Source organism: Caballeronia sp. LZ033, assembly GCF_031451265.1.
Taxonomy (GTDB): Bacteria; Pseudomonadota; Gammaproteobacteria; order Burkholderiales; family Burkholderiaceae; genus Caballeronia.
Map to the genome: position 1 here is coordinate 678,134 of NZ_JARUXQ010000004.1, position 19,640 is coordinate 697,773.

The 19,640-nt window shown below is 64.1% G+C and carries 17 protein-coding genes; 16 read left to right on the forward strand and 1 reads right to left on the reverse strand.

Features of this window, described 5'->3' with window-relative positions; all coding sequences use genetic code 11:
- Positions 1-86 precede the first annotated feature (86 nt).
- Positions 87-1,355 (forward strand): hypothetical protein, encoded by a 1,269-nt coding sequence (locus tag QCE62_RS30310; protein ID WP_309926251.1) that lies wholly within the window; start codon positions 87-89, stop codon positions 1,353-1,355.
- Here the strand turns inward: QCE62_RS30310 and QCE62_RS30315 are convergent, their stop codons facing one another.
- Positions 1,356-2,975: a Na+/H+ antiporter gene (locus QCE62_RS30315; protein ID WP_309926253.1), complete on the reverse strand. Its 1,620-nt coding sequence runs from the start codon at positions 2,973-2,975 to the stop codon at positions 1,356-1,358.
- A 140-nt stretch (positions 2,976-3,115) separates the two neighbouring features.
- Here QCE62_RS30315 and QCE62_RS30320 point away from each other — a divergent pair, with 140 nt between their 5' ends.
- The 15 genes from QCE62_RS30320 to QCE62_RS30390 all read left to right on the forward strand — a co-directional run bounded on the left by QCE62_RS30320 (position 3,116) and on the right by QCE62_RS30390 (position 19,286).
- A complete protein-coding gene (locus QCE62_RS30320; protein ID WP_309926255.1) occupies positions 3,116-3,340 on the forward strand; it encodes a hypothetical protein in 225 nt (74 codons plus the stop codon).
- 106 nt (positions 3,341-3,446) lie between these two features.
- Complete coding sequence (locus tag QCE62_RS30325) at positions 3,447-5,285, forward strand: glycoside hydrolase family 15 protein (RefSeq protein WP_309926257.1); 1,839 nt, start codon at positions 3,447-3,449, stop codon at positions 5,283-5,285.
- An 82-nt stretch (positions 5,286-5,367) separates the two neighbouring features.
- On the forward strand, positions 5,368-6,003 hold the full coding sequence (gene dhaL / locus QCE62_RS30330) for a dihydroxyacetone kinase subunit DhaL (protein WP_309926259.1): 636 nt from the start codon (positions 5,368-5,370) through the stop codon (positions 6,001-6,003).
- A 21-nt stretch (positions 6,004-6,024) separates the two neighbouring features.
- Positions 6,025-7,014 (forward strand): dihydroxyacetone kinase subunit DhaK, encoded by a 990-nt coding sequence (gene dhaK / locus QCE62_RS30335; RefSeq protein ID WP_309926261.1) that lies wholly within the window; start codon positions 6,025-6,027, stop codon positions 7,012-7,014.
- Between the two features lie 348 nt (positions 7,015-7,362).
- Positions 7,363-8,571, forward strand: coding sequence for an ABC transporter substrate-binding protein (locus QCE62_RS30340; RefSeq protein ID WP_404987799.1), 1,209 nt, complete (start codon positions 7,363-7,365; stop codon positions 8,569-8,571).
- An 86-nt stretch (positions 8,572-8,657) separates the two neighbouring features.
- Complete coding sequence (locus QCE62_RS30345; RefSeq protein ID WP_309820144.1) at positions 8,658-9,530, forward strand: branched-chain amino acid ABC transporter permease; 873 nt, start codon at positions 8,658-8,660, stop codon at positions 9,528-9,530.
- Positions 9,531-9,540: 10 nt separating this feature from the next.
- A complete protein-coding gene (locus tag QCE62_RS30350) occupies positions 9,541-11,484 on the forward strand; it encodes a branched-chain amino acid ABC transporter ATP-binding protein/permease (RefSeq protein ID WP_309926264.1) in 1,944 nt (647 codons plus the stop codon).
- 149 nt (positions 11,485-11,633) lie between these two features.
- A complete protein-coding gene (locus QCE62_RS30355; RefSeq protein WP_309926266.1) occupies positions 11,634-12,104 on the forward strand; it encodes a type VI secretion system tube protein Hcp in 471 nt (156 codons plus the stop codon).
- Positions 12,105-12,116: 12 nt separating this feature from the next.
- Positions 12,117-12,599: an STM2901 family protein gene (locus tag QCE62_RS30360; protein WP_309926268.1), complete on the forward strand. Its 483-nt coding sequence runs from the start codon at positions 12,117-12,119 to the stop codon at positions 12,597-12,599.
- A complete protein-coding gene (locus QCE62_RS30365) occupies positions 12,571-12,945 on the forward strand; it encodes a DUF1493 family protein (RefSeq protein WP_309926270.1) in 375 nt (124 codons plus the stop codon). The genes QCE62_RS30360 and QCE62_RS30365 overlap by 29 nt, the downstream gene beginning before the upstream one ends.
- 10 nt (positions 12,946-12,955) lie before the next feature.
- On the forward strand, positions 12,956-13,330 hold the full coding sequence (locus QCE62_RS30370) for a DUF1493 family protein (protein ID WP_309926271.1): 375 nt from the start codon (positions 12,956-12,958) through the stop codon (positions 13,328-13,330).
- A gap of 142 nt (positions 13,331-13,472) precedes the next feature.
- On the forward strand, positions 13,473-14,207 hold the full coding sequence (locus QCE62_RS30375; RefSeq protein ID WP_309838060.1) for an ABC transporter ATP-binding protein: 735 nt from the start codon (positions 13,473-13,475) through the stop codon (positions 14,205-14,207).
- A 72-nt stretch (positions 14,208-14,279) separates the two neighbouring features.
- Positions 14,280-15,116: a ThiF family adenylyltransferase gene (locus QCE62_RS30380; protein WP_309926272.1), complete on the forward strand. Its 837-nt coding sequence runs from the start codon at positions 14,280-14,282 to the stop codon at positions 15,114-15,116.
- A 148-nt stretch (positions 15,117-15,264) separates the two neighbouring features.
- Positions 15,265-17,190, forward strand: a complete 1,926-nt coding sequence (locus QCE62_RS30385; protein ID WP_309926275.1) for a potassium transporter Kup — start codon at positions 15,265-15,267, stop codon at positions 17,188-17,190.
- 95 nt (positions 17,191-17,285) lie between these two features.
- Positions 17,286-19,286, forward strand: a complete 2,001-nt coding sequence (locus QCE62_RS30390) for an acyl CoA:acetate/3-ketoacid CoA transferase (protein WP_309926277.1) — start codon at positions 17,286-17,288, stop codon at positions 19,284-19,286.
- Positions 19,287-19,640: the final 354 nt, after the last annotated feature.

Genomic DNA, 19,640 nt, shown 5'->3' on the forward strand with positions numbered 1-19,640 from the left:
TCGCATCCGGAATCCGGCTCGACCCTTATTTCGTGTGGGCAAACCTGGAGCGGCGCGCGAATCCCGCCGGCGAAGCAGGCGCGCGCATGCCGGTTGCCTTGGAACTCAAGCGGGGCGGTTTCACCGCGCGGCAGCTCGCGCAGGAGATCGACCGCTATGGCTGGCAGGACTGGATCTGGATTTCCGCGCTGTATCGGGATCCTCCGGACGGACTCGAAAGCACGCGTTTCTGCACGGCTCACGTCACACGCGAGTTCTTCACACGGCTCGGTACCGATCTCTCCGGAAAAATCGAACGGCTAACGGGCATGACGACACTCGCGTCGGCGCACGGCGTGCGTCCGCACGGCCGGGCCGCGCTTAGCCCCGTACCGGCCTGCGCCTTTCCGGCGCGCATGATCGTGGGCGTGTGCGAGGAAGAGCTTTCATTTTTTCATCGGCGTCACGCGCAGCATTCATTCGGCACCGACACGCGCTTTCATTGTTTCTGGAACCAGAACGATGCAGCCAACAGCGCGCGCGGCCTCGGGTACGGCGGCGAACTGCTCAAGAACCGGATGAACGCGCTGTTGAGCGACGCGTCCGCCACGTCGAACCAGACGCACTTGCATCGTCCGGGTCCGCTCACCGGCCCTGAGGAACGCCCGCCGATGATCGGCGTACAGCTCCAGCGCCGCAGCCGCACGGTACGCGGCGGAGTCGGGCCGAGCCCGGACGCCAGCCTGCTCGACGCCGTCCGCTACGTGGCGCAGCGGGCGCACGATATCGGCGGCCCGCGCAGCCATCCGCTCGTCAGCATGAACGCCGGGGATGTCGCCTGGCAGCAGGACGGCAGTTCGCTGATCGAAGGCGCGCTCGACGAGCTGATGGACATCGGCGCGTGCTCCATCATCCTTCCGTCCGGCACGGACAACTGGGCGCAGTGCCGCGATACCCGCACCCTCATCACGCAGGCCGCGTTGCCGTGGCAGGTGCCCGCCGCTTGCGCGTCGCCGAGTTTCGCGGAGATCTGGCTCGACGGCGCAGGCGCGGACCCGGACATCGACATTCAGGTAGTCACGCCGGACGGCGTCGGCAGTGCGTGGCTGACGCGTGGCGAGATCGGCGTCTACAGGCAGGGCGCCGATACGCTGTGCAGCGTCGTGCATCTCGGCCGGGGCGCGCGGGGCGCCCGGCCGATGATCCTCATCGCCGTTCAACCCACGACGCACAGGGCCCCGTCAGGCCGGTGGCTCATCCGCCTGCGCAACAATGCGCGCACGGCGGTCACGGCATTCGCCTGGATGTCGGGCGATGAAGCGTCGGCAGACCTGCCGCTTGCCGCGCCTGTTCATTCCCGCGACGGCGGCGACTGATCACGTGCCGCGGGAATGCAGCGCGATGATCTCCTGCAGATCGAGGTCGTGTTCGAGCGAATGCAGCAGCTCGTCGTGAATCTGCCCGCCGCGATGCATCTTCAGCAACTCGGCGCGACCCGCGGCGATGGCCGCGAGCACGACATCGTAGTGCGCATGACGCGCCTCGGTCGGGAAGTCCTCTTCGTTCTGGAAGCGCGACGACAAGTCCGCGCGATACGTGTACTGCTCCAGCAGCCGCGGGTGAATGACCTCGCCGTTCGCGTCCCTGACGAGCGGCTGGATGGCGGCCAGTTGCGCGATTTCCATGCGCGCCCACGCCTGTGGCTCGCTCAGATGCCGCGCCGAGCGTTCATGCCCGGTCGCGAGCGCGAGCCACTTGATCAGCGGACCGATCGTCGCGCCTTGCAGCAGCACCGTGACGAGGATCACCGCGAAGCCCGCGAACAGAATGAGGTCGCGGCCCGGCATTTCCTCAGGTAGCGAGAGCGCGACCGCGAGCGTCACGACGCCGCGCATGCCCGCCCAGCTGACGACCGTGGCCGCGCGCCAGTCGGGCCGCATGGCGCGCGCGTCTTCGGCATCCGCGCCTGCGAGCTTGCGGCCCTTGAGCGACCACACGATGCCTTTCAGTCCCTCGACCCCGAACACCCACACGAAGCGCGACACGATCACGACGCCGATCACCGCGGCGGTCGCGGGCCCGAGCAGCGAAAAGGCATCGCCGACGCCGCCCAGACGCACGGCGATGCCGCGCAGCGACAGCCCGATCAGCACGAACACCAGCGCCTCCAGCACGAACACGACGACTTGCCAGAAGGCTGTGCCGCGCATGCGCTGCGCCGCCGAAAACACTTCGTGCTGATGCCAGCCGACCATCATGCCGCAGGTGACCGTGGCGATGACGCTGGACACGCCGAGCATCTCGCCCGCCATATAGCTGACCCACGCGGTGAGCATGGAGGTGGTGATGACGAGATAGTCGTCCGCGAGCGCGCGCATCAGCTTCACGGCGATGTACCCCGCGACGATGCCGACCACCACGCCGCCGATCGCGAGCCCCGCGAAGCTGGCGACGGCGCGCGGCGCGCTGAACACGCCGCTCATCGCCGCGACGAGCGCGAAGCGGAACAGCACGAGGCCGGCAGCGTCGTTGAGCAGGCTTTCGCCTTCGAGCAGCACCATCAGGCGCCGCGGCAACGCGACCCGTTCGAGCACGGCCTTGGCGGCGACGGCATCGGGCGGCGAGACGACCGCGCCCAGCGCGAAGCAGGCGGCCCATGGCAGCGAAGGCACGACGAGATGCACGGCCACGCCGACCACGAAAGTGGTGAAGGCCACCGCGCCTATGGCGAGCAGCAGGATGCCGCTCAGGTTGCGCTTGAAGTCGTCCCATACGAAGAAATAGGCGCCGTACATGAGCAGCGGCGGCAGGAACACGACAAGCACGAGTTCGGGATCGAGTTCGAACTTCGGCAATCCCGGCACGAAGGCCATGGCGACGCCGCCGATCAGCAGCGCGGCGGCGGGCGGCAGACGCAGCCTGCGCGCGAGGACTTCGAGCGCGATGATCGCGATCAGCGAGATGAGCACCAGATTGAAGGCCGTGACGGCGTGCATGAATATCCCTCGGGTCGGTTTTTTTGATCGATCGGTGCTGCAATGCGCGGCGGGCCACGCGGCCTTGACGGGTGGCGCTGCTAACATCGGCACGGGGCCGGCCCGCGAGCCGGGGACATCGTATCCGATCAGGAGGAACAATGAGGCGAAAGTCGTCAGGCTTCGCGGTGGCGGCGGTGCTGATAGGCGTTGCCGTGGCGGCGGTGGTCTATATCGCGAGCATCGGCCGGTCGCGTCACGCGGAGGCGCCGGTGCCGGCCGCCACGTCGCTGGCCGTGCAGGAAGGCGCGGCGAGTGCATCGGTGTTCGGCAGCGCGTCGGCAGAGCCCGCCACGGCAACATCCGAGCAAGCGGCCGCGCGCTGAGCTGTCGAGACTTTGTCGCGCCGGGAGCCTTGCTGACGCGCGCGACAGGAATATGACTTGCTCCCCTCCGACGACGCCAACCACGGCTCGCCGGGAGCACAACGTCATGGGACACCATCCCCAGCAGGTTCCACCGGTCGCGTTGCCTGTCGACGGGCGCGGCATGATCGGCAACATGAAGACGGCCGCGCTGGTCTCGCTGCGCGGCGCGCTCGACTTCATGTGCTTTCCCCGTATCGACTCACCCACGCTGTTCGCCGCGCTGCTCGACGGCGAGCGTGGCGGCTCGTTCGCCATTACGCCACGCGTGCCGCACGCCAACGTCAAGCAGATGTATCTGCCCGAGACCAATGTGCTGCTCACGCGCTTCATGACGGGCGACGGCGTATGCGAGCTGCTCGACCTGATGCCCGTCGCCGCCGATGCCCCGCGCGCCGATCAGGCGCCGAACTGCGTGCTGCGCATCGTGCGGCTTGTGTTTGGCCGCATGACGCTGGATGTGACGTGCGCTCCGCGCTTCGACTATGCGCGCGCCGGGCATGAGGCGCGCGCGGTGGAGCGGGGCGTCGAATTCATTCCCGCCGATGGCTCGCCGCCCGTGCAACTGCTCGCCAACGTGCCGCTGTCGCTCGACGGCGCGCGAGCCTGCGCCACCCTGGAACTCGAGGAAGGCGACTGTGCGTGCTTTGCCTTCGGCTTGCCGGAAGGCCTCGCGGATATCGAGGCGGAACACGATGCAGTGCTGGCGGCGACGATCGACTATTGGAAGAGCTGGTCGGCGCGCTCGACGTATCGCGGACGCTACCGCGAAGTGGTGCTGCGATCGGCGCTGACGCTCAAGATGCTGAGTTCGGAGGAGTTCGGCGCGATCGTCGCGGCGCCGACCTTCGGGCTGCCCGAGGCGCAGGATGGTTCGCGCCGCTGGGATTATCGCTTTACCTGGATTCGCGACGCCGCGTTCAGCGTGTACGCGCTGTTGCGGCTCGGCTATACCGGCGAGGCCGAGGGCTTCATGAAGTGGATCGCCGGACGTAGCCGCGATTGCAGCTCGCATGGGCAGTTGCGTGTGATGTATTCCGTCGACGGCGAGGATGCGCTCGCGGAGGCGAACCTCGACAGCCTCGTCGGCGATGGGAAGGGCCAGCTACTGATCGGCAACGAGGCGCGCGCGCAGATCCAGCTGGACGTCTATGGCGCGTTGCTCGACTCGCTCTATCTGTACAACAAGTATGGCGCGGCGATCTCTTACGAAGGCTGGCGGCACGTCACGCGCACCGTCGATTACGTGGTCGAGCACTGGCGCGATGCGGACAACGGCATCTGGGAATTCCGCAACGGCACGCGCCCGCTGCTGCATTCGCGCCTGATGTGCTGGGTCACGGTGGACCGCGCGCTGCGTCTCGCGGAAAAGCGCTCGCTGCCCGCGCCGCTCGCCAGCTGGTTCAGCACTCGCGACGAGATTCATCACGACATTCACGAGCACTTCTGGAATGACGAACTGCAAAGCTTCGTGCAGACCCCGGATTCCGACACGCTCGACGCCTCCACGCTGATGATGCCGCTGGTGCGCTTCATCGGGCCGAAGGATCCGCGCTGGATCGGCACGCTGGATGCCATCGGCCGCGAACTGCGCGTCGATCCGCTGATCTTCCGTTATACGCGTGGCCCGACGCTGGACGGCCTGCCCGGCACCGAAGGCGGTTTCTCCGCGTGCTCGTTCTGGTACGCGGAAGCGCTGGCGCGCGCGGGCCGCGTCGACGAGGGCCGGCTGGTGTTCGAGAAGATGCTCGCCTATGCGAACCATGTCGGCCTGTTCTCAGAGGAAGTGGCGACGAGTGGCGAGGCGCTCGGCAACTTTCCGCAGGCGCTCACGCATCTCGCGCTCATCAGCGCCGCGTATCAGCTCGATCGCGATCTCGACCGCGTGCATGTGCCCTGGACCTGAAGCGCCCGCGTGATGCACGACGTGACCCCGCACGACGCGGTATCCTTTCCGCTCACTCTGCCCGTGAACGGAGGATCGGCGCATGGACGGCAAGACGGTCATGGCGTGCATCGACGCAGCGCATGCGTCGCTCAAGGAACATGCAGACGAAATCGCATCGCTGGATCAGGCTATCGGTGACGGCGATCACATCATCAACCTGCTGCGCGGCATGGATGCCCTCGTGGCGCTGCGCACGCAGATCGAAGCCGAAGCCTTCGCGCCCGCGCTGAAACTCGCCGCGGCGAAGACGCTCTCCACGGTAGGCGGTTCATCCGGACCGCTGTTCTTCTCGATGCTGACCGGCATGGCAAAGACGCCGATCGATGACGCCTCTGATAGCGTCGCCGCGTTCGCGCGCGCATTCGCGGCGGGCGTCGAGGCAGTCGGGCAACGCGGCAAGACCTCGACCGGCAGCAAGACCATGATGGACGTCCTGATTCCGGTGGCGCAGCGTTTCACCGCGCTGGCCGGGGCGGGCGCATCGAAAGCGGAGGCACTGGATGCGCTGCCGCGCGTTGCAGAAGAGAGCATGCTCGCCACGCGCGACATGCTCGCCACCAAGGGCCGCGCTTCGTTTCTCGGCGAACGTTCGCGCGGTCACATCGATCCGGGCGCGCGTTCCAGTCAGCTCATGATCGCGGCCGTCTGCGCGCGCCTCGCGCAAGACGCGGCCTGAACCTCACAAGGAGAGGGAGACATGAAGAAGTTCATCAATCGCGTGGATGACTTCCTGAGCGAGAGTCTCGCGGGCTTCGGCGCTGCGCATGCGGATCTCGTCACGGTGAACCTGGATCCGGCGTTCATCGTGCGCAAGGTGCTCAAGCCCGGCAAGGTGGCCGTCATCTCGGGCGGCGGCTCGGGACATGAGCCGCTGCATGGGGGCTTCGTCGGCTACGGCATGCTCGATGCCGCCTGTCCCGGCCAGGTGTTCACGTCGCCGACACCGGACCAGATGCTGGCCGCCGCGCAGGCCGCCGACACTGGCGCGGGCGTGCTGTTCATCGTGAAGAACTATTCCGGCGACGTGATGAACTTCGAGATGGCGTCCGAGCTCTGCGAGATGCCTAACGCCACCGTGCTCGTCAACGACGATGTCGCCGTCGAAAATTCGAGCTTCACGACGGGCCGGCGCGGCGTCGCGGGCACGGTGATCGTCGAGAAGCTGGTGGGCAGCTTCGCCGAGACCGGCGCGGACCTGGAAGCGTGCCGCACGTTCGGAGAACGCGTGGCGGGACGGATCGCGTCGATGGGCGTTGCGTTTTCGAGCTGCACGGTGCCTGCCGCCGGCAAGCCGACCTTCTCGCTTGGCGACGACGAGATCGAGATCGGCGTCGGCATTCATGGCGAGCCGGGGCGCAGGCGCGCGAAGTTCGCCACCGCCGATGCGATCGCCGACGAGCTGCTGGCCGCGATCGTCGAAGACCTGAAACCCGCCGCCGATGCGCGCCTGCTCGTGCTCGTCAACGGACTTGGGGGAACGGCGCTGGGCGAGCTGTATCTGCTGTATGACGCAGTGCGCCGCTGGCTCGATGGCCGCGGTCTCGGCATCGCGCGTTCGCAGGTCGGCGCACTGACTACGTCGCTCGAGATGGCGGGCGCGTCGATCACGCTGTGTACGCTCGACGACGAGATGACCCGTCATTGGGACAGCCCGGTGCACACGGCGGGTTTGCGCTGGGGCATGTAGCTACACGTATACCCGCGAACCGGCGCCTTTCGATACGCCGTCTGAAAGCTTTGGGATGCTGTTCAAGCGCATCCCTCATCTGATCCGATTTCCCTTTATTTGCAGGCCATGCACCGGTGCGATGCATCGCGTGTGTGCCAGCGCGCGTGCCCTCGGGTATGTCCGAATATGGTCATATCCTTACATTTTTCTAATATCGGACACGGCCGATGTAATCGATAACGCAGATTGCACTCAACAGCGTTGCATGCGCCGGCTGGCAATAACCTGCGGGACCGGGCACGCGCGCCGAGGGTTCGTCGCGCCGACCTTTTCATAACAATCGAGGCGACGGAGACACACATGGGTATGCAGATGAAGCTCATCGCGGGCGTGCTCGCATTCGGCGTATTTTCGTTGGCGCACGCGGCGGACCCGATCAAGATCGGCGTCGATGGGCCGTTCACCGGCGGTTCGTCGTCCATGGGTGTGAGCATGCGCGACGGCGTGCGTCTCGCGACCGCCGAGATCAACAAGTCGGGTGGCGTGCTCGGGCGTCAGATCGTGCTGGTGGAGCGCGATGACGAAGCGAAGAACGAGCGCGGCGTGCAGATCGCGCAGGAGCTCATCAACAAGGAGAAGGTGGTCGCGGTGGTGGGCTACATCAACACCGGCGTGGCGCTCGCTTCGCAGCGCTTCTTCCAGGAAGCGAAGATCCCGGTGTTCAACAACGTCGCGACCGGCACCGTGGTGACCAAACAGTTCGACGACCAGCCCGACAACTATGTGTTCCGCAATGCCGCGGCCGACCGCATTCAGGCGCCGATGATCGTCGAGGAAGCGGTGACGAAGCGCGGCTTCAAGAAGGTCGCGATCCTCGCCGATTCGACGAACTACGGGCAGCTCGGCCGCGAGGATCTGGAGAAGGCGCTGGCCGCGAAGGGCGTGAAGCCGGTGGCGGTCGAGAAGTTCAACATCAAGGACGTCGACATGACGGCCCAGTTGCTGAAAGCGAAGGAGGCGGGCGCGGAAGCTGTGCTGACATACGGCATCGGGCCTGAACTCGCTCAGATCGCGAACGGCATGGCGAAGCTCGGCTGGAAAGTGCCGCTGATCGGCAGCTGGACGCTTTCGATGGCGAACTACATCGACAATGCAGGCAGCAACGGCGAAGGCGCGCGCATGCCGCAGACTTTCATCCAGGAAGCCAATACGCCGAAGCGCAAGGCGTTCATCGAGGCGTATCTGAAGGAGTTCAAGCCGAAGAACGAACGCATCGATTCGCCGGTGTCGGCGGCGCAGGGCTATGACTCGGTGTATCTGCTCGCGGCGGCGATCAAGCAGGCCAACAGCACCGATGGCCCGAAGGTCAAGGAAGCGCTGGAGAACCTGAACACGAAGGTTGAAGGCGTGGTCATGGTCTATGACAAGCCGTTCACGAAGACCGATCACGAGGCGATCAGCCCGAACGTGCCGGTTGTCGGCGAAGTAAAGGGCGGCCGCGTGGTCTATGCCTACGACGCCGACAAGAAGGGCGGCAGCACGCTGCGCACCAAGCAGACGACGGCGACGAACTAAGGCCGGCCGTCCCGACATGCCGATCAAAGCCGCGCTCGCCGGGGAGGCGAGTGCGGCTTTTTCATGCTCTATCCTGGTGCCCGACGATGATCCTCCTGCAACTCGTCTATAGCGGTATCGCGCTCGGCATGATTTACGCCGTGATCGCATTTGGCTACCAACTCACGTTCGCCACGTCGGGCACGCTGAACTTCGGTCAGGGCGACGCGCTGATGCTCGGCGCGCTCGTCGGCCTGACGCTGGTGTCGGCGGGCGTCAACTACTGGTTGATGATTCCGCTGGTCTGCCTGTTCGGACTCGTGCAGGGATCGTTCGTCGAGCGCATCGGCGTGCGGCCCGCCATTCGCATCAAGTCGGAGTTCGGCTGGATCATGTCGACCATCGCGCTCGGCATCATCTTCAAGAATGTGGCGGAGAACGTGTGGGGCCGCGACGACCTGCGCTTTCCTTCGCCGCTGCCGGAAGCGCCGCTCAAGGTCTTCGGCGCGAACGTGCTGCCGATGGAACTGCTCGTGGTCGGCGGCGCGCTCGTCATGATGCTCGCGGTGGAGTTCTTCAATCGCAAGACGATCTTCGGCAAGGCCGTGGTCGCGACCGCCAACGACCGCGACGCCGCCGCGCTGATGGGCATCAACACCGGGCTGGTCATCACGTTCTCGTATGCGCTGTCCTCGCTGACGGCCGCGTTCGCCGGCGTGCTGATCGCGCCGCTCACGCTGACGGGTGCGACGATGGGTGCAGTGCTGGGCCTCAAGGCGTTCGCGGTGGCGATCATCGGCGGGCTGTCGAGCGGCATGGGGATCATCGTCGGCGGGATGATCCTGGGCATCGCGGAGACGACGACCGGCTTCTATATCTCCACCGGCTACAAGGACGTGCCGGGACTCGTGCTGCTGCTGATCGTGCTGGCCGTGAAGCCCGCCGGCCTGTTCGGCAAGACGGCGATCAAGAAAGTCTGAGGCGGCCACGATGAATGCAAAGAACTGGATCGCAGCGCTCGTCGGCCTGGCCGCGCTGGTGGTGTTTCCGCTGGCGTCGGGCAATCCGTATTACATCCATCTCGTCGAAACCATCATGATCTACGCGATCCTGCTGTTCGGGCTCGATATCGTGGTGGGTTATACCGGTCAGGTCTCGCTGGGTCATGCAGGGCTGTTCGGCGTGGGCGCGTACACGGCGGGCGTGCTGTTCATCAAGCTCGGCATGCCGTTCTACGTGACCGCGCCGCTTTCGATCCTCGTCACGGCCGGCTTCGGCGCGATCCTCGCGTTGCCCGCGCTGCGCGTGTCCGGTCCGTATCTCGCGATGGTCACGCTCGCGTTCGGCACGATCATCCAGATCCTCATCAACGAGATGGACTTCCTCACCAACGGCCCGATGGGACTCAAGATCCCGAAGCCGTCCTTTGCCGGGCATCGGCTCGACGAGGTGCAGTACTACTGGCTCGTCGCGGCGCTGCTGGTGGTGTCGCTGATCGTCGTGCACCGGGTGCTGAAGTCGCATCTGGGCCGCGCGTTCGAAGCCTTGCGCGACAGCCCGATCGCGTCCGATTGCATGGGTGTGTCGGTGTATCGCTACAAGGTCTATGCGTTCGTGATCAGCGCGGGTTTCGCGGGGCTCGCCGGTTGTCTGTATTCGTATTCGGAGCAGTACATCTCGCCGAATACCTATAACTTCGAACTGACCATCCTGTTCCTGCTCGCCATCATCATGGGCGGACGCAAGACGCGGACGGGCGCGATCATCGGCTCGACGGTGATCGTCCTGCTGCCGAAACTGCTCGACGATATCTCCAACTTCCGCGTGGTTGCCACGGCGCTGGCGGTTATCGTCGTGCTGGGCGCCGCGCTGGCGCTGGCCCGCAAGACCACGACCTTGCAGCGCGTGGCGGTGCCGGTGATCGGCACGGCGGGGCTCGCCGTGTTCTCGTTCTGGATCGAGGCGCTCACCGATTGGCGTCTGACCATCTTCGGGCTGATGATCCTGCTCGTCGTGTATTACTTGCAGGACGGCATTGTCGGCTTCGTGCGCAAGACGCTGAATCTCGGCCGCGTGCGCGTGACCAAGGTGGATACCGAGGAACTCGCGAACCAGACGCGCGAGGACGATGCGGTATCGGCGGTCGAGGCTGCGGGCATGGATGCGATCCTCGACGTGCGCGGCGTCCTGATGCAGTTCAGCGGACTGAAGGCGCTGAACGACGTGAACCTGACGGTCAGGCGCGGCACGATCCACGGGCTGATCGGACCGAACGGCTCGGGCAAGAGCACGATGATGAACGTGCTGACAGGAATCTATGTGCCGACGGCGGGCGCCATCGACTACGAAGGGCAGTCGCTCGCGGGACGCACGTCGTCGAGCATCGCGCTTTCGGGCATTGCGCGGACGTTTCAGAACGTGCAGTTGTTCGGGGAGATGACGGCGCTGGAGAACGTGCTCGTCGGACTGCATCACACGTTCAGGTCGAACCTGGCGGATGTCGGCGTGATGAGTCCGCGTTACCGGCGCGAAGAACTTGCGGCACGGGAGCGGGCGTTCAATATGCTGCGCTTCGTGGGACTGGAGCATGCAGCCGGCGAGGAGGCGCGCAATCTTCCTTATGGCAAGCAGCGTCTGCTCGAAATCGCGCGGGCGCTGGCGCTCGATCCGCAACTGCTGCTGCTCGATGAACCGGCGGCCGGACTGACTGCGCCGGATATCCGCGAGCTGGTGGCGATCATTCGCAAGGTGAGGCATCACGGGATTACGGTCGTGCTGATCGAGCATCACATGGATGTGGTGATGAGCGTGTGCGATATCGTTTCGGTGCTGGATTTCGGGCAGAAGATTGCGGAAGGAAAGCCGGCGGAGATTCAGGCCAACGAGAAGGTTATCGAGGCTTATCTGGGTGGGCAGGCGGCTGAGGCGGCTTGAGGGCGATTTCGGATCTTTCGGGGTTATCAGGTTTTCGTTCTGGCGATAAGCTGCCGTCACCTCGACTTATCCTGATTTTCTGATGCTCTACAGTCATTCAGGATATTCAGCCGCTGAGGAGCGGCTTCCTCGGCCGAGCGTGGAGATCCATGTCTGGCGATATTTTTGTAGACATCGACGGTATCGACGGTGAGTCTCCGGACGCAATGCACCCTCGTGCCATTCAGGCCAGTTCATGGAACTGGGATATCCGGCAGAACGCTGCCAACACGTCAGGCTCGGGTGGCGGGGCATCCAAAGCTACCGTGGGCGACCTGACATTCATACATCAGATTGACCGCGCCTCGCCCAATCTCGCGGTGTATTGCTTCAATGGGACGCGCATCAGGCAGGTCAAGCTCACCTTGCGGAAAGCGGGTGGGGTGCCGTTCGAATACTTTCGAATAACGCTTGGCGATGTAGTCATCACGCACGTGTCTCCGGCAGGTGGAGGCAGCATGGCAATCGAGACGGTCAGTCTCTCCTTCACTACCATGAAGCAGGAATACTTTCCGCAAAGCATCACCGGCGGCACGATGGGCGCGGTGACGGCAGTGATCGATCTGCGGCAGTTTCGATAACGGCGGCGGGACGTGAGCTACGAAGCGCTTGTCAGCGATGGGGAGTTGTCAGTCACCCTGTATAGCTATGGTGACCTGCATGATCTCACCAAGGAGGAGCTTTATCTCTGCGTGCTGGTGGAGATCATTTGCGAGCACTTCGACGTCGTTGAAGTTGCTGCCGTGTTTGCGGTTGTGTTGGGCAGGCCCATGTTGAAGACGCGCCAGAAGCCGAAAGGGGCATCGCCTGGAACATCGATCGCTTCTGTCATTTGCCGGGCGTTGCTCGACATCCGACTCAAGAGGAGCCTTCCCACATTAGTGGGCTTCCCCTCGATACGCGTCAGCTATACGGCTCACCTTGGCGCTGTTGTCGGAAGGTGGTTGCCGTGGTTTCCTATACCGGTCGCAGCGTATGACATCGTTTCGATTCAGGTGAAGACCATATTGCGCTACAACGCGCTTGTTCGTTCAGGGGACAGAATCAATGACGCAACCGTTGGCACTCTCGGTTGAACTGGAGAAGCTGATTCGCAAGCATGGACACAATCCAAATTGTTCACCATTCAAGCCGAATCACCGCCTGGAAGAAGATCTTCAAATGTCTCCCGAAGCCTTGGAGGATTTTTTTGTGGAATATTTCGAAAAATTCTCTATCGATCCAGGCGACTTCGCTTTTCATCGCTACTTCCCATTTCGGGGAGTCCGAATTCCGTTCCTGACCAAGTGGCTGTTCAAAAGATGGGGCATTGTCGATTACCGGGTTGCGGAACCGCTGACTCTCGCAATGCTTCAGCACGCAATCGCTATGGGCAGGTGGGACACTGACGAGCTTCGGCGCATAGGGGATCAAAAATTTTGACTAAAACACAATGACGCATCCGTTGGCGCTCTCGGCTGATATCGAGGAGCTGGTTCAAACGTATGGCTTCAACCCAAAACGTCGGCCGTTCAAATTGAGTGATCGGCTGGAAGAAGATATCCAGATGGCGCCTGAGGACATAGAGGATCTGCTCGCTGAATATTTCGAACGCTTTCCTATCGATTTGGGCGACTTCGCGTTCAACCGCTACTATCCATTCCGTGGAATTCGGATTCCATTTCTGACGAAGTGGCTGTTCAAGAGGCGGGGACTGATTGATTACCGGGTAGCAGAACCCCTGACCCTCGGAATGCTCCAGCACGCTATCGACATGGGCAGATGGGACACCGCCGCGCTGCGCCACATCCACGACCAAAGCACCTGATCCCGCAGCCACGAAAATCCGTCCCAAGCGAGGGCCGTTGCTAATAGACCAGCGTGCACCACAGGTATCTAATCAGAAAGAACAACTCCGAAAAAGCACCCACCGCACAACCCGCGCCGAAGACGAAGAGAGCCCGCTCACGATGCTGACCATCAACAACCTCCACGCCGGCTACGGCAAAGTCAAGGTGCTGCACGGCATCTCGCTTCACGTGCCGAAGGCCAAGGTCGTCACCCTGATCGGCTCGAACGGCGCGGGCAAGACCACCACCATGCGCGCCATCTCCGGCATGATCAAGGCCACTGACGGCGAGATCACCATGGGCGTCGGCAGCAACACCCGGCGTATCGACTCGCTGGACTCGCACCGTATCGCGCGGCTGGGTCTTGCGCATTCTCCCGAAGGCCGCCGCGTCTTCGCGACGATGTCCGTCACCGACAACCTCCTGCTCGGCGCGTTCCCGCGCCTCACCTGGTCGCGTCCGAAGGGCGACGTGGACGCCGATCTCGAACGCGCAATCGAACTGTTTCCGCGCCTGAAGGAACGCCGTCATCAACTGGCCGGCACGCTCTCGGGCGGCGAACAGCAGATGCTCGCCATGGCGCGCGCGATCATGCTGAACCCGGATCTCGTGCTGCTCGACGAACCGTCGATGGGTCTTGCGCCCATTCTCGTCGACGAAGTATTCCGCATCATCGAGCGCCTGAAGGCGGACGGCGTCACGATGCTGCTGGTCGAACAGTTCGCGGCGGCCGCGCTCAACGTCGCCGACTACGGCTACGTGCTCGAAAACGGCCGGGTCGCCACGCATGGCCCGGCGGAGCAGTTGCGCAACGATCCCTCGGTCAAGGCGGCCTACCTCGGCGCAAGCCACTGACTCGCGCGAACCGCACTATCATGGTGAAGGCACGCGCTTTCCGCGCTGCCTGACCTTGCACAAGGAGCGGCCATGATCAGCGGCAAGACCACCCTCATCGCCCATCTCGGCTACCCGACCGAAGCCTTCAAGGCGCCGATGATCTACAACCCGTGGTTCGACCAGCAAGGCATCGATGCCGTCGTCGTGCCGATGGGCGTGAAACCGGACGATTTCGTCGCCTTCCTGCCGCAGTTGTTCAATCTCACCAACATCCGCGGCGCGCTCGTCACGATGCCGCACAAGATCACGACCCTCGGCCTGATGGATGAAGTCAGTCCGACCGCGCGCATCGCCGGCGCGTGCAATGCCATCCTGAAGCGACCGGACGGCACGCTGCTGGGCGATCAGTTCGACGGCGCAGGCTTCGTGCGCGGCGTCGAGCGTAAGGGTTGCAAGCTCGACGGGGCGCGCGTGCTGGTGCTGGGCAGCGGCGGCGTCGGTTCGCCGATTGCCGCGTCGCTGGCCGCCGCCGGTGTCGCCGAACTGGCGATCTTCGACATGAACACGGCGTCTGTGGAAGGACTTGCAGCACGTCTGCGCGAGCACTATCCGCAGTTGACCGTGCGCACCGACACGAAAGATCCCGCCGGTTTCGACGTCATCGTCAACGCCACACCGCTCGGCATGAAAGAGGGCGATCCCATGCCGTTCGATATCGACCGCATCGCGCCTGCCACGTTCGTCGGCGAAGTAGTGATGAAGTCGGAATACACGCCGTTGCTGCGCGCGGCGATGGACAAAGGCTGCAAGGTGCAAGTCGGCATCGACATGCTGTTCGAAATGATTCCCGCCTATCTCGAGTTCTTCGGCTACGGGACGGCAAGCGCCGACGACCTGCGCGCCGTGGCGCAGATCCGCTACGCGTGAAACGTGCTGCAAGAACACAAGCCGAACACGAACCCGAACACAAGCCCGCAACCGTTCCTATACTGCTATCGAGACAATCAGGCAGACGCTCATCCTCTGACAAATCGGCCGCGGCATACGCAGCGGCTCCATAACGCAGGGAGGAATCATGGGATCGACTGCAACTGGCATGCCGGCCGGCGACCAGCACGCGCCCGGACCGCACGGCCGAACGGCGTGGGCGGGGCTCTCGCTGGCGGCGCTCGGCGTCGTGTACGGCGACATCGGCACAAGCCCGCTTTACACGCTGAAAACCGTCTTCGATCCCGCCGGTGGTCTCGCGCTGCAGCCGGCCAATGTGATCGGCATCGTCTCGCTGATCTTCTGGTCGCTCACGCTGATCGTCTCGCTCAAATACGTCACGCTGATCCTGCGCGCCAATAACCACGGCGAAGGCGGCATCATGGCGCTGCTCGCGCTCGCGGCGTCCTCGGTCGAATCGAAGAAGTGCCTCAAGCAGACGCTGTTGCTGATCGGCGTGATGGGCGCCGCGCTGTTCTACGGCGACGGCGTCATCACGCCGGCGATCTCGGTGCTCAGCGCAGTGGAAGGGCTCGAAGTCGCCGCGCCCGGCCTGCAGCCCTATGTCGTGCCCGTGACGCTCGTCGCGCTGGTGGCGCTGTTCCTGATGCAGAAGTACGGCACGTCGGGCATCGGCGCGGTCTTCGGGCCGGTCATGGTGGTGTGGTTCGTGATACTGGCCGTATCGGGCGTCGTGAACATCGTGGCCATGCCAAAAATTCTCGCCGCGCTCGATCCGCTCGAAGGACTCGCGTTCTGCGCGCATCATCGCTGGCTCGCGTTCGTCGCGCTCGGCGCCGTGGTGCTGTCGCTGACCGGCGCCGAAGCGCTCTATGCCGACATGGGTCACTTCGGCGCGCTGCCGATCCGCCTCACCTGGTTCGCGGTGGTCTTTCCGGCGCTCGCGCTCAATTATCTCGGGCAGGGCGCGCTGCTTATCGCGGATCCCGCCGCGCTGCAGAATCCGTTCTACCGGCTGTTCCCGTCGTGGATGCTCTATCCGATGGTGGTGCTCTCGACCATCGCGACCGTCATCGCCTCGCAGGCGGTCATCTCCGGCACGTATTCGATGACCAAGCAGGCCATGCAGCTCGGCTTTCTGCCGCGCATGAGCGTCGTCTACACGTCGGCACGGGAGATCGGGCAGATCTACGTGCCGGGCATCAACTGGACCTTGCTGCTGGCGGTGGTCGCCGCCGTGCTGGGCTTCGGGTCGTCGACGGCGCTCGGCTCCGCATACGGCATCGCCGTGACGGGCACGATGCTCATCACGACCGTGCTGACCTTCTTCGTGATCCGCTATGCATGGCATCTGAACTGGGCGCTGTGCCTGTTCGCGACCGCGTTCTTCTTCGTGATCGACGCGATGTTCTTCTCGGCGAACCTGCTCAAGATCAGGGAAGGCGGCTGGTTTCCGCTGGCGATCGGCCTCCTGATGTTCACCATCATGGCCACCTGGGGACGCGGCGCCCAACTGATGGTGCAGGAAGCGCGCGTGCGCGCGGGCACGATGCCGCTGCGGCAGTTCCTGTCGAACCTGCATGCCAAGGCGCCGGCGCGGGTGGAGGGCACGGCGATCTTCATGTCGAACGATCCGAACGGCGTGCCGCATTCGCTGCTCAACAATCTGATGCACAACCGCGTGCTGCACGAACACACGGTCTTCCTGACGGTCGCGACCGAGCCGGTGCCGTGGGTCGAGGAAGGGCGCCGCGTCTCGTTGCAGCAGCTCGGCGACGGCTGTTTCCAGTTGACCGTGAACTATGGCTTCAAGGACGAAGTGGACCTGCCCGCCGCGCTGGAGACGTGTCGTTCGTCGGGGCTCAAGTTCGATCGGGCGACGATCTCCTATTTCCTGTCCCGCGCAAGCGTAGTGCCGACTCCGGGCCACGGCATGGCGTTATGGCGCGAGCGGCTCTTCGCGATCATGCTGCACAACGTCGGCAATGTGGCGGCCTACCTGCGCCTGCCCGCCGATCGCGTGATCGAACTGGGCGCGCGCGTCGAGATATGACGGCGGAAATCGGCTGATCAGACTTCACGAGACATATACCCGGTGCAAATCGATGCAAGCGGGTGAAAACAAGATCACATCATCCAGGAGACGCCATGACCGCCAGCAGTCCGCCGACCCGCCAGCCGTTTCCGTCCACCGCCCGGCTCGTCGAGCGCGGCAAGATCGTGTCGGCTCACGAGGCCGTGCGGCTGATCCGTTCCGGCGATACCCTCGCGACGAGCGGCTTCGTCGGCATCGGCTTTGCCGAGGAAGTGGCGATGGCGCTGGAAGAACGCTTTCGCGAAGGCACTGAGCCCCTCGCGGACCTGACGCTCGTGTATGCGGCAGGCCAGGGCGACGGCCGGGGCAAGGGCCTCAATCATCTGGCGCACGAAGGGCTGGTGAAACGCGTGATCGGCGGGCACTGGGGGCTTGTGCCGGGATTGCAGAAGCTCGCCATCGCCAACCGGATCGAAGCGTACAACCTGCCGCAAGGTGTGATCTCGCAGCTGTTCCGCGACATCGCCGCGCATCGTCCGGGGCAATTGTCGCGCGTGGGTCTCGGCACCTTCGTCGATCCGCGTCACGGCGGCGGCAAGCTGAACGCGCGCACCACCGAGGATATCGTGCGGCTCATGCCGATCGACGGCACCGAGTATCTGTACTACCAGACCTTCCCGATCGATGTCGCCATCGTGCGCGGCACCACCGCCGACCTCAACGGCAACGTGACGATGGAAAAGGAAGCGCTGACGCTGGAAGCGCTGTCCATCGCGATGGCCGCGCGCAATTCGGGCGGTATCGTGATCGCGCAGGTCGAGCGGCTGGCGGAATCCAACACACTCAATTCGCGGCAGGTGAAGATCCCGGGCGTGATGGTGGATTGCGTCGTGCTCGCGCGGCCGGACAATCACTGGCAGACCTTCGGCGAGCCCTACAGCGCGGCATTCTCGAGCGAACTGCGCGTGGCCGCGAGCTCGGTGCCGCCGATGCCGCTCACCGAACGCAAGATCATCGCCCGCCGTGCCGCCTTCGAGCTGATGGCCAACAGCGTCGTCAATCTCGGCATCGGCATGCCGGAGGGCATTGCGAGCGTCGCGAACGAGGAGCAGGTCATCGACCTCTTCACGATGACCACGGAGCCGGGCGTCATCGGCGGCATTCCGGCGGGCGGCCTCAACTTCGGCGCGGCGACCAACACGCAGGCGATCATCGACCAGCCGTATCAGTTCGATTTCTATGACGGCGGCGGTCTCGACATCGCGTTCCTCGGTCTGGCACAGGCCGATCGTGAGGGCAATCTGAACGTCAGCAAGTTCGGCCCCAAGCTGGCGGGCGCGGGCGGCTTCATCAACATCAGCCAGGCCGCGAAGAAAGTGGTGTTCGTCGGCACCTTCAATGCGGGCAAGCTGGACCTCGCGATAGAAGACGGCCAGTTGCGCATCCGTCGTGACGGGGAGTGCGTCAAGTTCGTGGACGCGGTGGAGCATCGAACCTTCAGCGGCCGGTACGCGGCCGAGCGCGGCCAGACCGTGCTCTATATCACCGAACGCTGCGTGTTCGAACTCACGCAGCACGGGCTGCGGCTGACTGAGGTGGCGCCGGGCGTGGACATCAAGCGGGACATCGTCGCCAGGATGGGGTTCACACCGCTGATGGAGCCGCCGCCGCGCCTGATGGACGAACGCATCTTCCGCGATGCGCCGATGGGGCTGCGAACGCTGTTGCTGCGGCTGGATCTGTCGGAGCGCTTCAGCTACGACGCGGAGAAGAATCTGTTCTTCATCAATTTCGAAGGACACGAGGTCCAGAATGCAAGCGACGTCGAGGCGATCCAGCGCGAAGTCGAAAAGCAACTGAGCGGGGCGAAGGCGCGGCCGCATGCCATCGTGAACTACGACAACTTCTCGATCCGTCCCGACATGCTCGACGCCTATTCGGAGATGGTCACGCGTCTGGTCAACACGCTGTACGAGCGCGTGACGCGCTACACCACCAGCAGTTTCCTGCGCCTCAAGCTGGGCGATGCGCTGAAGCGTCGGGGGCTTGCGCCGTATATCTACGAAAGCCCTGAAGAGGCGCGCGAACACGAGTCGAGGCGCGCCGCAGAGTGAAGCGGCCGCCCACGCGGTGCGCACAGCGGCCATTGCATAGCGCCTATCGGCCATGGCCGCCTGGCGCAATGCACAAAAACGGCGCTGAAAAGGCACCGCAAAAGCGCCCGAAAGCCCCGCCAGAAGGCGTTCCGCACGATCATGGCGCATCGCACCGGTCGAAGTGGCGCGCCTCGGGCCGCCTGTGGCTGTGTGGCCTTCCGAACATCGGCCTGTCAACGCGCTGAAGAAAATGTTTTCACTCCGGAAAGCTGCGCGGGTTCGCAAACGCAAAACCCGCCGCAGTACGCGAGGAAAGCGCTGCGCAAGACCCGCGGCGCACGCCGGATAGCACTTCTATATTCTGAACCGAAG